This is a genomic window from Streptomyces sp. NPDC127092 (assembly GCF_042722475.1).
In the GTDB taxonomy this organism is placed as follows: domain Bacteria; phylum Actinomycetota; class Actinomycetes; order Streptomycetales; family Streptomycetaceae; genus Streptomyces.
Window position 1 is genome coordinate 88919 of the sequence record NZ_JBHXFE010000007.1, and the last position, 13742, is coordinate 102660.

Annotated in this window: 15 protein-coding genes and 1 pseudogene; 15 read left to right on the forward strand and 1 reads right to left on the reverse strand. The window is 70.9% G+C overall.

The features are described 5' to 3' along the window. Positions 1 to 921: pseudogene (locus ACFWJO_RS08400) on the reverse strand (hypothetical protein); the annotation flags it as partial. 255 nt (positions 922 to 1176) lie between these two features. Between ACFWJO_RS08400 and ACFWJO_RS08405 the strand changes: the two are divergent. The 15 genes from ACFWJO_RS08405 to ACFWJO_RS08475 all read left to right on the forward strand — a co-directional run bounded on the left by ACFWJO_RS08405 (position 1177) and on the right by ACFWJO_RS08475 (position 13689). After that, positions 1177 to 1371: a hypothetical protein gene (locus ACFWJO_RS08405; RefSeq protein WP_386863988.1), complete on the forward strand. Its 195-nt coding sequence runs from the start codon at positions 1177 to 1179 to the stop codon at positions 1369 to 1371. A gap of 9 nt (positions 1372 to 1380) precedes the next feature. Then, on the forward strand, positions 1381 to 1782 hold the full coding sequence (locus ACFWJO_RS08410) for a hypothetical protein (protein WP_386863989.1): 402 nt from the start codon (positions 1381 to 1383) through the stop codon (positions 1780 to 1782). A 127-nt stretch (positions 1783 to 1909) separates the two neighbouring features. Further along, positions 1910 to 2569 carry a hypothetical protein gene (locus ACFWJO_RS08415; protein ID WP_386863990.1) on the forward strand — a complete coding sequence of 220 codons (660 nt, stop codon included), beginning with the start codon at positions 1910 to 1912 and terminating at the stop codon, positions 2567 to 2569. Positions 2570 to 2614: 45 nt separating this feature from the next. Continuing rightward, on the forward strand, positions 2615 to 3817 hold the full coding sequence (locus ACFWJO_RS08420) for a phage tail protein (RefSeq protein ID WP_386863991.1): 1203 nt from the start codon (positions 2615 to 2617) through the stop codon (positions 3815 to 3817). Next, entirely contained in the window at positions 3814 to 5055 is a 1242-nt protein-coding gene (locus ACFWJO_RS08425; RefSeq protein WP_386863992.1) for a tape-measure protein, read from the forward strand. Before ACFWJO_RS08420 ends, ACFWJO_RS08425 begins: the two co-directional genes overlap by 4 nt. A 129-nt stretch (positions 5056 to 5184) precedes the next feature. Further along, complete coding sequence (locus tag ACFWJO_RS08430) at positions 5185 to 6111, forward strand: phage distal tail protein (protein ID WP_386863993.1); 927 nt, start codon at positions 5185 to 5187, stop codon at positions 6109 to 6111. A gap of 120 nt (positions 6112 to 6231) precedes the next feature. Next, entirely contained in the window at positions 6232 to 7437 is a 1206-nt protein-coding gene (locus tag ACFWJO_RS08435; protein WP_386863994.1) for a hypothetical protein, read from the forward strand. 161 nt (positions 7438 to 7598) lie between these two features. Next, positions 7599 to 8780: a hypothetical protein gene (locus ACFWJO_RS08440; protein WP_386863995.1), complete on the forward strand. Its 1182-nt coding sequence runs from the start codon at positions 7599 to 7601 to the stop codon at positions 8778 to 8780. Positions 8781 to 8811: 31 nt separating this feature from the next. Beyond that, complete coding sequence (locus ACFWJO_RS08445) at positions 8812 to 9945, forward strand: hypothetical protein (protein WP_386863996.1); 1134 nt, start codon at positions 8812 to 8814, stop codon at positions 9943 to 9945. Positions 9946 to 9956: 11 nt separating this feature from the next. Beyond that, positions 9957 to 11132 carry a hypothetical protein gene (locus ACFWJO_RS08450; RefSeq protein WP_386863997.1) on the forward strand — a complete coding sequence of 392 codons (1176 nt, stop codon included), beginning with the start codon at positions 9957 to 9959 and terminating at the stop codon, positions 11130 to 11132. Further along, complete coding sequence (locus ACFWJO_RS08455) at positions 11132 to 11707, forward strand: hypothetical protein (RefSeq protein WP_386863998.1); 576 nt, start codon at positions 11132 to 11134, stop codon at positions 11705 to 11707. The genes ACFWJO_RS08450 and ACFWJO_RS08455 overlap by 1 nt, the downstream gene beginning before the upstream one ends. 31 nt (positions 11708 to 11738) lie before the next feature. Beyond that, positions 11739 to 12131 (forward strand): ATP-binding protein, encoded by a 393-nt coding sequence (locus tag ACFWJO_RS08460; protein ID WP_386863999.1) that lies wholly within the window; start codon positions 11739 to 11741, stop codon positions 12129 to 12131. Positions 12132 to 12225: 94 nt separating this feature from the next. Continuing rightward, positions 12226 to 13137: a peptidoglycan-binding protein gene (locus ACFWJO_RS08465; protein WP_386864000.1), complete on the forward strand. Its 912-nt coding sequence runs from the start codon at positions 12226 to 12228 to the stop codon at positions 13135 to 13137. A gap of 68 nt (positions 13138 to 13205) precedes the next feature. Next, positions 13206 to 13439, forward strand: a complete 234-nt coding sequence (locus tag ACFWJO_RS08470) for a hypothetical protein (RefSeq protein ID WP_386864001.1) — start codon at positions 13206 to 13208, stop codon at positions 13437 to 13439. Next, on the forward strand, positions 13426 to 13689 hold the full coding sequence (locus tag ACFWJO_RS08475; protein WP_384411975.1) for a hypothetical protein: 264 nt from the start codon (positions 13426 to 13428) through the stop codon (positions 13687 to 13689). The genes ACFWJO_RS08470 and ACFWJO_RS08475 overlap by 14 nt, the downstream gene beginning before the upstream one ends. Positions 13690 to 13742 lie beyond the last annotated feature (53 nt).

Sequence of the window (13742 nt, forward strand, 5' to 3'; positions counted from 1 at the left end):
AAGAGAGAAAGGGTGGTCTTCCCCTTGGTCCCTTCCTTGTTTTTGTGTTGAGTCCTTCCAAACCCCCCCCCTACCCCCGGGACCCCTTCCCCGCAGGGAACGGGCCTCCGGGGGCGCTTCCTGTGCTCGCTCGGCGGCCAGCTCCTCCTCCAGGGCCCTGGCCCGTTCGGAGAGCCGACGCCCACGCGCGCCCGCGCGCGCGTCCGGCTCGCCGGTCTCGGCGCCACGGCGGTCCTGGCCGGCGCCGGGCTGTACGGGGACGCCGTCGAGCGGCGGCACGATGGGGCGGCCGCCCTTGCCGCGGACGACCTTCCGCACCGGCTGGACGTTCCGGCGGGCGCGGCTCTCCTGGGCGGTCAGCAGGACGTCCGCCTCGGGTTCGGCGGCGGATTCGGGTTCGGGTTGCCGTTCCGGCGCCGGCTCCGTCTCGCGTTCCGGTACGGCCGCGGGTTCGGGCTCCGCCGCGTACGTGTGCTCGGACCGCTGCTCGAACATCTCGCGCTCCCGGCGCACGCGCTCCTCGGCCTGCACGACCACGGCCGGTGGTTCGAGGAGCCGGGCGAAGGGCAGCGGGATGACCCGGGCGCCGTCCGGGTTCACGTTCGCATCCGTACGCCGCTGGGGTCGCCGGATTCCACGCGCGTCACCCTGGCCCTGAGCGTAGGCGTCGGCCACGCGCTTCTCGTACTCGCGGCGGATGCGCGGCAGTTCGTCGGAGACGGCTTCGGCCCAGCCGGCGGTGAAGGCGGCGGTCTCGCGGCGGTCCACCTCGGCGCGGGGCATCACGACGAGGTCCTCGGGGGCGTACCCGGTGACGTGGACGAGCTCCGCCAGTCGTGCGAAGAGATGGGGCAGGTCCGGATGGGACTCGAGCCAGTCGATGACTCGCTCCCGCCGGTTACCGCCCGGCTCGGTGTCCATGCGTCAGCACTGCCTTCCAAACCCCCTGGGGTTCCCCCGCGCGCCCCTCGCGCCCCCTCCCTGTTCCCCGAATGTGTCAGGCCCGGGGAACGCGTCTTCCAGAGTACCCCGGTCGAACACACGCTCCGATAGAGGATCAACCCCTGCGCGAACCTGACGAGAAGACACGCCGTCAGGGGGTTCTCGCTCGACAAGTTCGAACCAATGTTCGAGAATGCTTCGCACACCAGTTCGACAGCCGGAAGGCAGGGCACCATGACGTCTCAGACCGGGGGAAGCCGCACCGAGAGCACGCTCCACGACCGCCTCGACGCGTTGCTCCAAGGCCCCGGTCCCCTCGACAAGCGCGCACTGCTCGCCACCCTCGACGCCGAGGTCGCGGCTCGCGAGATCCGCGCGTACAAGGCGGGCTGGAACGACGCCCTGGCCGAGTTCCGTAGCGCTTCGTAGGATGCCGGCGTGAGACATCCGTGGTGGATCGCTGCTGTTGGTGCGATCGCGTTCAGCGCGTTCTTCTGGGCAGTCGGCGGAGCCGTCGACCTGGGTCTCGAGCAGCATGCCCGGGGGCGCTACGGCCTACCCGACGGAGGTCAGCGCTATACCTACGCCTTGTTCGGCGGGGCCGTAGTCGCTCTGGGCTCCACGCTGACCCTCGCGGGTCGGCGCGTACCAGGCTGGAAGACCGCACTGCTTCCCGCTGCCGGCCTTGCGGTCGGCGCCGCCTCGGTCCTCGTCCTCGGGCAGGAACTCCGGCACTGGATCGCCGCGGGTTCGATGGCCCTCGCCGGAGTGGTGGTGGTCCTCGTCGCCGTCAGGCGCGGGTTCGCCGACCCGCGCGGAAGCGAGCGCGCCTCACGCTGACCCGACAGGATCCGATCCCGGCCCGCCGACACACCGAACCGCATGCGAGAAGCCCCTGCCCTTTTCGGCAGGGGCTTCTCGCATGCCTGCCGAGTGCCGAAAGGCGCTCAGAACCGAAGGAGGCCCGATGGCGAAAAGCCTTGAGCAGTTGACCACTGACGTGGGAAACCTACAGGCGGCCCTTGATCCGAAGAATGAGGATTACGTCCTCAAGGGCACGGCCAAGACCGCGGACATCAGCAAGGGCGCCCTCACGTCGACGACGGGCGACGCCCAGTTCGCCACCAAGACCTGGACGAAGGCCCACGTCACGCAGGCGACCGAGACCAAGCTCTTCGACTGGATCAAGACACCGGAATTCCTGGCGCTCCTGACCGCCGGCGCGTTCGCGCAGATCGGAGGCGCGCTCTTCAAGTTCGAGATCATGCCCTTCCTCAACTTCGACCCGGCGATCGAAGCCTGGTTCAAGAAGAAGGGCTTCGAGCGCAATAGGTGGGGCGTCCTGTGGAAGCTGTCGGAGCAGGAGCTCCGCAAGCGGGAGCGCGAGTCTCCCGAGTACGCCATCCGGCGCCTCCAGGACCTCGTCGTGAGCGCGCACACGAAGATCGGGAACTCCAACAAGCGCATCAGTGTGCTGGAGAAGAAGGTCGGACGGCTCACCACCCGAAGCAACACTTCGCGCCAGCAGATCCGTCACATGGAGTCCAACCCCGCGCTGCAGGGCACGACCGACCAGGTCACGCTGCTCCAGCGCCGCGTCGACCTGCTCGCCCAGGCCCTGTCCTGACCTCCGCCCCACAACATCCCCATCCAGTAGCAGAGGTGGACAGCCATGTCCCTCGTCAGTTCACTGAAGAACGCCAACGGATCCCTGCAGCAGTTCAGATCGGCCACGTCCAACGCCGAACGCGCCACGCAGACCCTCGGTCAGCGCGCCTCGTCGGCCGGCAGGAACATCAGCGGCATCAAGGGCGCTGCCCAGGGGTCCGCCAAGGAGCTCAAGAACCTCAAGACCGCTTCCGACCAGGCCGAGCGCTCCATGGCCAAGGCCGGCCAGACCGGCCAGTCCGCCGGCGGCAAGCTCGGCAAGTACGAGTCCGGTGCCGGTAAGGCCGCCAAGGGCCAGGACAAGCTCAACAAGTCCATGAAGGGCAACTTCCTCGCCCGCCTGATCGAACTCTTCATGCCGCTCATCGAGAAGGTCGTCGAGATGGCGACCCGCTCGAAGACCATGCAGAAGATCATGAAGAAGGCCTTCAGTGCCATCAAGACCGTGATCAGCTCGGTCATGAAGGCCGTCGGCCCGATCATGAAGAAGGCTGGCCAGCTGATCAAGACGGTCTGGAACGGCATCAAGAAGGCCATCTCCACCGTCGTCAAGGCGGTAGCCACCGTCATCAAGACCTACGTGAAGATCTGGAAGACGGTCATCACCACGGTCATGAAGGCGATCAAGACGGTCGTCGGCGCCGTCTGGAGGGGCATCAAGGCCGTCATCACCCCGGTGGTGAACTGGATCAAGACCGCGATCCCGAACGCCTTCCGGGCCGTCAAGGACAAGATGTCCTCCATCTGGAACGGCCTCAAGGACATCGCGTCCCGGGCCTTCGAGGGCATCAAGAGCGGTGTGTCCGGCCCGATCAACGCCGTCATCGGCCTGATCAACCGGATGATCCGCGCCGTCAACGGCGTCAAGGTCAGCGTCCCCGGCTGGGTGCCGATCGTCGGCGGCAAGACCTTCGGCGTCAACATCCCGACCATCCCCATGCTCGCCACCGGTGGTGTTGTCATGCCGCGCACCGGCGGTGTCCCGGCGATCCTCGCCGAGGCCGGCGAGGCCGAGGCCGTGCTGCCGCTGTCCAAGCTGGACCGTCTGCTCGCCATGACCGCCCGCCGCGCTCGCATGCAGGCGCAGATGCGGGGCGGCAAGGGCGTGGGGGCAGGGCTGCACATCGAGCACTACCACGCGGCCCGCGGCAGTGACCCGCAGTCCACGGCGGACGCTCTGATGTACCTGGCGAAGGCACGCGGATGAGTGCCCTGGCCCTCAATCCGCTCGCCGGATCGAGACCCGGTTTCAGCGCCCTGGCTGGTGGAGCACGCCAGGCCGCGGACTCGGTACAGCGGGTACTCGGCGCGGTGCGGCGCGCCGCCGCCGGTGTCGACCGCATCAGGGACGGCGCCAGAACGGCCGCGGGCTCCGTAAGCACCTTCGGTCAGAACGCCGGATCCGCTGCCACCGGCGTGGCGAAGATCAGCCAGTCGCGTGCGGCCAAGGGCGTCAAGTCCTTCGGCGACAAGGCCCGCAAGGCCCAGTCGAAATTCGGCAAACTCGCCACCGGCGTGGGCGGCATCCTCGCCATCCTCGTGCCGCTGCTCCCCATCACCGACGTCATCACCGGCCTGATGGGCACCTTCGGCACCGTCATGACCGTCGCCTCCGTCGCCATGACCGGCGTCAACCTCGCCATGCGCGCCAACCCGATCGGCTTCCTCGTCGGCATCCTCGTCCCCGTGGCCGCCTGGTTCATCGAGTACGCGATGCAGACCGAGACCGGCCAGAAGATCATGAAGCAGGTCTTCCAGGCGGCGCTGAAGGGCTTCCAGTCCGTCTGGAAGTTCCTGCAGCCGGTCATCAAGCTCATCGGCAAGGCCGTCGGGACCTACTTCAAGGCGTATCTGGCCCTGTTCAGGGCCGCGTTGAGAGGCATCGGCGCCGCCATCGACGGCATCAGGAAGATCGGCAGCGCCGTCAGCTCCGCCGCCAACGCCATGCGCGGGATCGCCTCCCGCACCATGGGCGCCATCAAGAGCGCGGTGAAGCCGATCCTGACCTTCATCACGGACAAGATCCCCGGCTTCTTCCGGCACGCGAAGGACGCCGTGGCCAAGGCCCTGCGCGGCATGGGCGAGCTGATCAAGGGCGCCCTGAGTGCCGTGCTCGGCGTCGTCAAAGGCCCCATCAACGGCCTCATCGCCTTCGCCAACTGGATCATCGACGGCCTCAACAAACTGAGCGTCAACATCCTCGGCAAGAAGTTCGGCGTCGACATCGACAAGATCCCGATGCTCGCCGAGGGCGGTGTCGTCTTCCCCGGCTCCACCGAAGGCTGGCGCATCGACCCGCTCACCGTCCTGGAGACCCGCAGGGTCCCGGCGATCACCGAGGCCCCCCGGCAGCCGCACCGCATCCGGGACTTCCACGAGGAGCCGGGCGCCGGCCCGCGGGCGACCGCCGAGGACCTGCTCTTCCTCGCGCGCGCCCACGCCTGACGGCAGAACCGCCCGACGGCCCGACCGCGGCCACCGGCCACCCGGCCACCCGACGGCCCGCCCGCCGCCGAGCCCCGCGCACCGACGCCCGCTCACCCGACACCCCCTCAGAAGTGAGGTGACGGCCCCATGGCCGAGACCACAACCGCATACGCCGGAAACAACGGCTTCACCGCAGACCTCGCGCCCGGCTCACTGATCACCCAGGACGGGCAGATCCAGTGGGCCGGGCTTCTCATCGGCCCCGGAACCCCGTTCTCCGTCGACCGGAGCGGCCTCCAGGGCTGGGAGGACCTGCCCGAGTACGACTCCTCCGACGCCGAGCGGCCCACCTCGCACGGCGCCTGGCCCGGCTCCCGTTACGCCAAGCCGCGCAAGATCGGCGGCACCGTCGTCCTGATGCCGGAGTACGACGGCGTCCCCGAGGCCCTGCGCGCCCTGCGCCAGGCGCTCGCGCTGCTCGACCAGGAGCGCTGGCTCACCGTCCGGCTGCACGGCGAACTGCTCGCCGTGCGCGCCCGGATCGCCCAGCGCGTCGTCCCGGCCGACCAGGGCTTCGCCACCCAGGGCAGCTCGAAGATGTCCATCCAGTGGCTGGCCTCCGACCCGCGCCGCTACGCCGTCAACGAGCAGTCCGTGACCACCGGCGCCCCGCAGCCCGAGTCCGGTCTGACCTGGCCGCTGACCTGGCCGCTCGACTGGGGCAAGGCCACCTCCACCGGTGACGCCGTCGCCGAGAACACCGGCTCGGCGTCCACCCACCCGGTGATCACCTTCCGCGGCCCGTGCTCCATGCCGAGCATCACCGACCGCACCAGCCGGCGCCGGCTCCGGTACGCGATCGACCTGACCGCCGGCGACCAGCTGACCGTGGACACCGCCAACGGCACGGTGATGCTCAACAACACCGCCTCCCGCCGCCACACCGCGATGGCGGACTCCAGCCCGGAGGAGCTGTTCACGCTCGACCCCGGCCGCACCGAGCTGTCCTTCCGCCCCGACTCGGCGGCCCCGGAGGCCCAGATGACCGTCTCCTGGCGCAGCGCCGAGTGGTGACCTGACCGGGCGAACAGGTGAACCCACGACCTGACGCCGCGACGCCGCGACGCCGCGGCCCCGTGACCCCGTGACCCCGTCACCCCCGTTCCCTCCGCTTCCCACCGAGAGGTAAGAACCATGACCGTACGGGCCGCCTGGCTCCAGTCCACGGGCCAGACCCGCGAGGACACCCGCCTCACGCTCGCCGCCCTGCTCACGCCCAGCGGACAGAGCGCCGACGAGACCCCGCTGCGCTCCCGCCCGGGCATCCTGCCGGGCGGCTTCCTGCTCACCAGCGCGTCGCCGATGCAGTGCACCATCGGCACCGGCCGCGCGATCGTCCAGGGCAAGGACACCAGCCAGGGCGCCTACCTGGTGGCCGTCACCGCGCCCGAGACGCTGACCGTCGAGGACGGCAACGCCCAGTACGACCGGATCGACCTGATCGAACTGGTCGTCCTGGACGACCAGTACGACAAGACCGGCGTCACCGAGGCCAAGATCCGCCTGGTCAAGGGCACGCCCGCCGCCGTTCCGGCCGCGCCGGTGAGCCCGGACGGCAGCACGCTGCCGCTCTACACCGTCACGGTGAAGAAGGGCACCTCCGCCGGCACCGGCGGCATCGTCTGGACCGGTGCCGGCACCAACGTGACGGCCCAGCACTGGCCGGTCGTCGCGCTCGGCGGCATCCTGCCCACCAGCGGTTTCAAGGGCGCGTACGCCGGCCAGTACCGCGATGCCGGCAGCGTGCTGCAGCGCTGGGACGGCGCCACCTGGGTCTCGTACCCGAAGGCAATCGGAGGCATCGCTCCCAGCGGGACGACCTCCGGCGGCTACGCCGGCCAGTACCGCGACAGCTCCACGGGCCTGCAGCGCTGGGACGGCTCGGCCTGGCAGTACACCGAGGGCGCGGCGAAGATCCTGTTCGGCGCCACCCAGTACCTGTCGACCCAGCAGCAGAGCGTGCCGTCCAACACCTGGACCGCGATCAGCCTGCCGACCGTCGAGATGGACGACGCCGCCGGGTGGAACAGCACCAACAACACCTACGTCATCCCGCGCACCGGCTATTGGCGCCTCGGCGGCCACGTCACCTGGGCGAACGACTCCCAGACCGGCATGCGCGGCGCGCGCATCCTGGTCGGCGGCACCAACCAGCCCCGGCTGACCTGGCTGATTTCGGCCGGCAACGGCGCCATCTCCGTCGGCGGCCAGGGCCTGATGAAGCTCACCGCCGGTGCCACCGTCCAGCTCCAGGGCTACCAGTCGCACACCGCGGCCGTGAAGACGCTCGGCGGCTCCGGCTACGGCTGCACCCTGCACGCCGAGTGGGTCAAGGCCTGACCCGGCGCCCGCCACGGCGCGTACGACCCGGCGCCCAGCGCCGCGCGGGCGCGCCCGGTGCCCAGCACCCCGCGCCCCGCGCACGGCACCCCGCGCCCGACGCCAGGTGCCCCACCCGCCTTCCGCTCCCGCCCCTCCCGTAATCCCGAACGGAGAACCCCATGAACCTGCGCAGCAGCTGGGTCGCCGAGACCGGCCAGACCCGCGAGGACACCCGCCTCAACCAGATCGGCGCGACCACACCCGTCAACCCCGTCCAGGTCCGCTCCGGCATCCTGCCGGGCTCGTACGGCGGCCTCCACCGCCTGTCCGGCTTCTGGACCGAGGGCACGGCGCTCATGTCGGTGACCGTGCACGAGGGCCGCGCCGTCGTCCAGGGCGACATCTCCCAGGGCGTCTACCCGGTGGCCCTCACCAGCCCCGTGGTGCTCAACGTCGCCCCGGGCACCGACCAGCCCCGCCGGGACCTGCTCGTCATCCGGATCTACGACAACCTGTACGACGGCCAGCTCCGCCAGGAGGCGAAGGTCGAGATCATCCAGGGCGTACCAGGCAGCCCGGACCGCCCGGTCGCGCCGCCGCGTTCCCTGCAGCTGTACGAGATCGCCGTCCCGGCCAACGCCAGCGCGGGCACCGGCGGCATCCCGTGGAACTCCGCCCTGAAGGACCTGCGCACCCCGGTCGTCTCGATCGGCGGCATCCTGCCCGTGGAGGGCGAGATCCTGCCGGGCGGCTACCCGGGCCAGTACCAGGACACCGCCAACAACCAGCTGCAGCGCTGGGACGGCGGCAAGTGGGTGGCCTACCCGGAGGCGGTCGGCGGCATCGTCCCGACCAGCGCCGGCAACATCGCGGGCAGCTACGTCGGCCAGTACCGCGACTCCAACGGCCTGCTGCAGCGCTGGGACGGCACCGCGTGGAAGCCCGCCGTGCCGGGGCCGTACTTCAGCGACAACAGCGACTTCGGCGACACCGCGTCGAGCACCTACACCTCGACGCTCGGCGGCCGCGCGAACAACCCGTTCTCGCTCACCTTCGTCGCCCCTCCGTCGAAGAGCGTCCTCGTCACCTTCGGCTCCCGGATCAAGTCCCGCAACGACCTCTACGGGTACATGGCGCTCCGGCTCACCCAGGGCACGACCCTGATCCAGGACCTCGATGACGAGTGGGCGGTGATCGCCGCGAGCGACAACTCCGTCTCCGCCTCCAGCACCCGGCGCCTGTCCGGTCTGACCCCGGGCGCGAGCTACACCCTCACGGCCTTCTTCCGGATCGTCACCAACACCGCCGGCGTCAAGGCCGGATTCGACAACACCTTCATCCGCGTCGACCCGCAGTACTGACCGGCAGTCCACCCCTCTGAGAGGAGACATCATGGCCTTGCGCAGCGGCTGGCTGCAGCCCACCGGTCAGACCCGGGTGACCACCCGCCTCACCGACGTCGGCGCCACCACCCCGACCGGTCCGCTCACGTCCCGCTCCGGCATCCTGCCCGGCTCGCCGGAGGGCACCTACCGGGTCGGCGGCTTCTCGCTGAACTCGAGCGGCCCGATGACGGCCAACCTGGGCCGCGGCCGCGCCGTCCTCCAGGGCCCGGGCGGCCAGGGCGCGTACCCCGTGTGCCTCGACGCGGACATGCCGCTCGCCTTCGGCGACGGCGACCCGCTCAACCCGCGCATCGACCTCGTCGTCCTGCGCGTGTACGACGCGGAGTTCGACGGCCAGACGCGCAGCGAGGCCGCCGTCGAGGTCGTCCCGGGTCAGCCGAAGGCGGTGCCGGAGCCGCCCACGGTCTCCGGCACCTCCCTGACGCTGTTCCAGGTGCGCGTGCCCGCCGCCGCGTCGGCGGGCAACGGCGGCATCCCGTGGGCCTCCGCCCTCACCGACCTGCGCACCACGCTCGTCGGTGTCGGCGGCATCCTGCCGGTCTACAACAACGCCACCGTGCCGGGCTCGTACCCCGGCCAGTACCAGGACAACAACAACGCGCGCCAGCTCCAGCGCTGGGACGGCACCGCCTGGGTCCCGTACCCCAAGGACGTCGGCGGCATCGCCCCCAGCGGAGCGATCTCGGTCGGCAGCTACACCGGCCAGTACCGGGACAGCTCCGGTGTGCTCCAGCGCTGGAACGGCACCGCCTTCGTGAACTACCAGCCGCCGGTCGAGGTGGAGACCATCGCGACCGGCACCACCGCGGCGGCCAACTGGTCGGTCACGTACTTCTACGCCCGCCGGACCCGCGGCATCGCCACCGTCAACGTGAACGTGACCCGGACCGGCGCCGACATCACCGCCCCGGCCAGCGGCAACATCACCGACGAGACGGTCTGCTCGCTGCCCACCGGCTGGCGCACGATCGTCAACCTGGAGACCTCGGCCTCCGACGGCGTGGGCGCCGGCAGCGCCGCCCTGCTCTCCACCGGCGAGGTCATCCTGCGCACCTGGACGCCCAACGGCGTCCTGACCTCGACGCGTCCCATCCGCATCACCGCCACCTACGTGCTGTAAGGAGGCCCGTCATGGCCATCGACACGCCCTACCGGGCCATCTTCTGCGATCTGCTCACCGACCAGACGCTCGACATCCTGCCCCTGCGGGACGTCTCCTTCGACGACTACATCGGCAAGGCCGGCTCGCTGTCCGGCACCATCCCGATCCCCGACAAGGAGATCGCCGACCGGGTCAAGAAGGTCCGCGAGGGCCGCACCGCGGTCTACCTGGAGCGCGGTGGCGACCTGTGGTGGGGCGGCATCGTCTGGACCACCACCCTGCAGTCCAGCGGGCGCGGGGTGCTGACCCTCGGCATCCAGGCGGCGACCTTCGACTCGTACGCCGGTCGGCGCCGGATCCGTACGGACGCCATCAAGTTCACCACGCCCACCGACCAGCTCGACATCGCCCGCCGGCTGTGGCAGGAGCTCGACCTCCAGGAGGACCCGACACCCGAGGACCCGACGGTCCCGGCGGACCCGAACGCGCCCGCGAAGGAGCCGCGCCGGCTCGGGATCACCTTCGGCGACGAGAAGTCCCCCGACAAGGAAACCGCCATGCGGACGGCCGCCTGGCGCGAGGGCGACGAAACCGTCTACCAGGAGGCACTCGACCAGCTCGCCTCGATGAAGGGGGGCTTCGAGTACCAGATCCTGGTCTACCGCGACCCCAACGACGGCAAGCGGGTCCGGCGGCTCCGGCTCGGCTCCCCCAAGATCATCAACGGTGCGGCGGACCTGGTCTTCGACCGGCCCGGCAGCATCCTGTCCTACTCCTTCCCGTACGACGCGACCCGCGGCGGCACCACGGCGCTGGCACGCGGCGCGTCCACCAACACCAACGCGGGCACGGAGTCCCGGCCGATCTTCTCCCGGCAGCAGATCGCCAGCGATCTGCTCGCGGACGGCTGGCCGCTGCTCGACCTGTCCTCGGACCACAACGAGGTCACCGACACCCTCACGCTCGAGTCGCTCGCCAAGCGGACGCTCGACGAGTCCCGGGGCGCCGTCGTGATCCCCGCGATCAGCATCCACCTCGGCGGCATCGTCCCGCCGGCCCTCATCGGCCGCTTCGCCCGCATCCGCATCCGGGACGAGTGGTACTCCGAAGGCCTCGACCACCGCTACCGCATCATCGGCGTCAAGGTCACTCCCCCGGAGCGCGGCCGTCCCGACACCGCCGAGCTCTACCTTGAGGAGGCCTGATGCCCCAGCTGCCCGAGGACATCATCGACCGGCTGAACCAGATGGAACGCCGGCTGAAGGCCCTGTCCACCGCCGTCAACACGCGGCCGGCCGTCAGCGAGATCCGCCCGGCCGCGCCGAGCGGCAGCGTCACCGTCAACCGGCCGCTGTTCCGGATCTTCGACGGCTACGGCCACGAGATCTTCGCCGACGACATCATGACCGGCGGCCTCGCCCGGCCCTGGCTCCAGCTGCTCCCGCCGCAGCCCGTCGACAAGACCAAGTGGCCGTCCACCACCAGCGCCTCCTTCGTCACCATCGCCCGGTCCTTCAACGTGGTCTGGCAGCCCAAGCTGCGCCTGTCCATCCACACGGACGTCTCCTCCACGAGCACCACCGGCCAGATCAAGGTCCTGGTCGACGGACAGCAGTTCGGCCCCACCGTCACCGCCGGCTCGACTTACGACTACACCGGGCTGCTCCCCGTCGACATGAAGACCAAGTTCGGCCAGACGATGGACATCCAGATCCAGGCCTACGCCAACGGCGGCACCGTCTACGCGCAGCCCGTGCTGATGTTCGGCACCCAGACCTGACCGGCCACCCGAACCGTACGAGGAGCACCTCATGAACACCGATCCCACCCAGCCGTGGGGCGTGGCCATCGACTACGCGGGCCGCGCCACGGTCACCGAGAACGGCCACACCCTCACCGTCCGCGTCTACGACAACAGCTACGGCTCCGGCCTGGAGCGCGACCCGGTCACCGGGCAGTACCCGCCGGTGTACGTCAGCGCCGAGTGCGCCGAGAAGGGCACGGGCGACGCCGTCCTGCGCGGCTCCGGCACGGTCACCGTCCTCGCGCAGAACGGCGTCCCCGCCGTCCCCGACCCGACCGCCGTCCAGCGCGCCGTCGCCGCCGCGCTCGCCGACTTCGAGGCCCGCCGGGCCGCCTACGCCGCGCTCTGCGCGACCTGGGCCCCGGCCGCCCCGGCGCCGGACCCCGCCCCCGTGCCGTAACCCCCACCCCGTCCCGTACGCCCCGCCCCGCCCCGCGCCGACGAGAACCGGCCGGGGTTTTCTCATGCCCGGAATCCCTGCCCGGAGGACACACATGGCAGCCCCCCTCTCCGCGGACCGGCTCGTCGCCGCGCTCCGCGCCGAAGGCGTCAAGGTCGTCGAGCACGACGGCTGGCGCACCCACAACCGCAACGGCCACGGCGCCTGGGGGCCCGTGGTCGGTGTGATGATCCACCACACCGTCTCCAGCGGCACCGAGCACACCGTCGGCCTCTGCTACGACGGCTACGCCGGACTGCCCGGGCCGCTGTGCCACGGTGTCATCGCCAAGGACGGCACCGTCCACCTGGTCTCCGCCGGCCGCGCCAACCACGCGGGCGGCGGCGACCCGTCCGTCCTCCAGGCCGTGATCAGCGAGACGTACGGGGTACGGCCGCCGCTGCCGCGCGAGCACCAGGGCAGCGCCGGCGCCGTCGACGGCAACTCCCGCTTCTACGGCTTCGAGTGCGTCAACCTCGGCAACGGCAGCGACCCGTGGCCGGCCGAGCAGCTCGACGCCATCGAGCGGGTGTCGGCGGCGCTCTGCCGTGCGCACGGCTGGGGCGCCAGGTCCGTCATCGGCCACTCCGAGTGGTCCGACTGGAAGAACGACCCGCGCGGCTTCGGCATGCCGGGCATGCGCGACCGGGTGCAGAAGCGGCTCGGCAAGGCCCCCGCGGCGAAGCCGACCGCGCCCGCCCAGCCGGCCGCGCCGCGCTACCAGCCCTTCCCCGGCACCGCCTTCTTCCGCACCACGCCGAGCTCCCCGATCGTCACCGCGATGGGCCGCCGGCTGGTCGCCGAGGGCTGCGGCCGCTACCAGGTCGGTCCGGGCCCGCGCTGGTCCGAGGCCGACCGCCAGTCGTACGCCGCCTGGCAGCGCAAGCTCGGCTTCCGCGGCTCCGACGCCGACGGCTGGCCGGGTGCCGCCTCCTGGAACGCGCTCAAGGTCCCGTACGTGAGGTAGCCCGCCCCGTACGGGAACCGCTCCCCCCTCGCACCGCTCCCCCACGCTCACCGCAAGGAGAACCACCCATGTCCGAAGCCGCCAAGCGCACGATCCGAACGATCGTGCAGACCGCCGTCGGCATCGCCGTCGTGCTGCCGGCGATCGTCGACGCCTCCGGTGTCCCCGAGACCCTCCCCTGGGTCGCGGGGGCCCTCGCCGTCGCCGGCGCCCTCACCCGGGTCATGGCCTTCCCGGCCTTCCAGGCCCTGCTGCCGTCCTGGCTGCGGGTCACCCCGGAGGCGGCCGATGACCGAGCCTGACCCGAACGACCCCGTCGCGGTGGCGCTCGAACTGGAACGGCTGCGCGGGACCCTCGAGGCCGGCTTCGCCCGGGTCGACGGCTCCCTCGCGCTGCTCGTCCAGCGCAGCGACCAGACCGACAAGCAGCTCGCCGACCACGAGTCCCGGCTCGACGCCCTGGAGCGCGCCCGCTGGCCCCTGGCCTCGGTGGCCGCGCTCACGGCGGGCGCCGGAGTGCTGCTCGCGGCCTGGGAGCTCGCCTCCCGCTAGCACGCCGAAGGGCGGCACCCCTCGCGGGGTGCCGCCCTTCTTTCGCGCAGTTG